Below are 309 nucleotides of genomic sequence, written 5' to 3' on the forward strand. Positions count from 1 at the left end.
GCGGCAAGGCCGAGCCGGGCAGCACGGTGAACATCATCGACAACGGCCAGGTTATCGGCTCCACGAAGGTGAACCCGGACGGTAGCTGGAGCTTCACCCCGGATCAGGCGCTCTCCAACGGCGAGCACGACCTGACCACCACCGTGACCGATCCGTCAGGCAACACCGGACCGGAAGGCTCACACGTGGTCATCACCGTTGACGTGGTCCCGGGCAAGGTGGAAATCACCGGCGTGACCGACGACGTCGGCAGCGTGACCGGCAGCCTGTCCCAGAACGCGGTCACCGACGATACCCGTCCGCAGATCA

1 protein-coding gene is annotated in these 309 nt (G+C 65.4%); it reads left to right on the forward strand.

Features of this window, described 5'->3' with window-relative positions:
- Window positions 1-309: Ig-like domain-containing protein (locus tag KW829_RS22750; RefSeq protein WP_218309149.1), on the forward strand; the 309-nt coding region annotated here is incomplete at both ends.

The sequence above is a fragment of the Enterobacter sp. ENT02 genome (assembly GCF_019219165.1).
GTDB lineage: Bacteria > Pseudomonadota > Gammaproteobacteria > Enterobacterales > Enterobacteriaceae > Enterobacter > Enterobacter mori.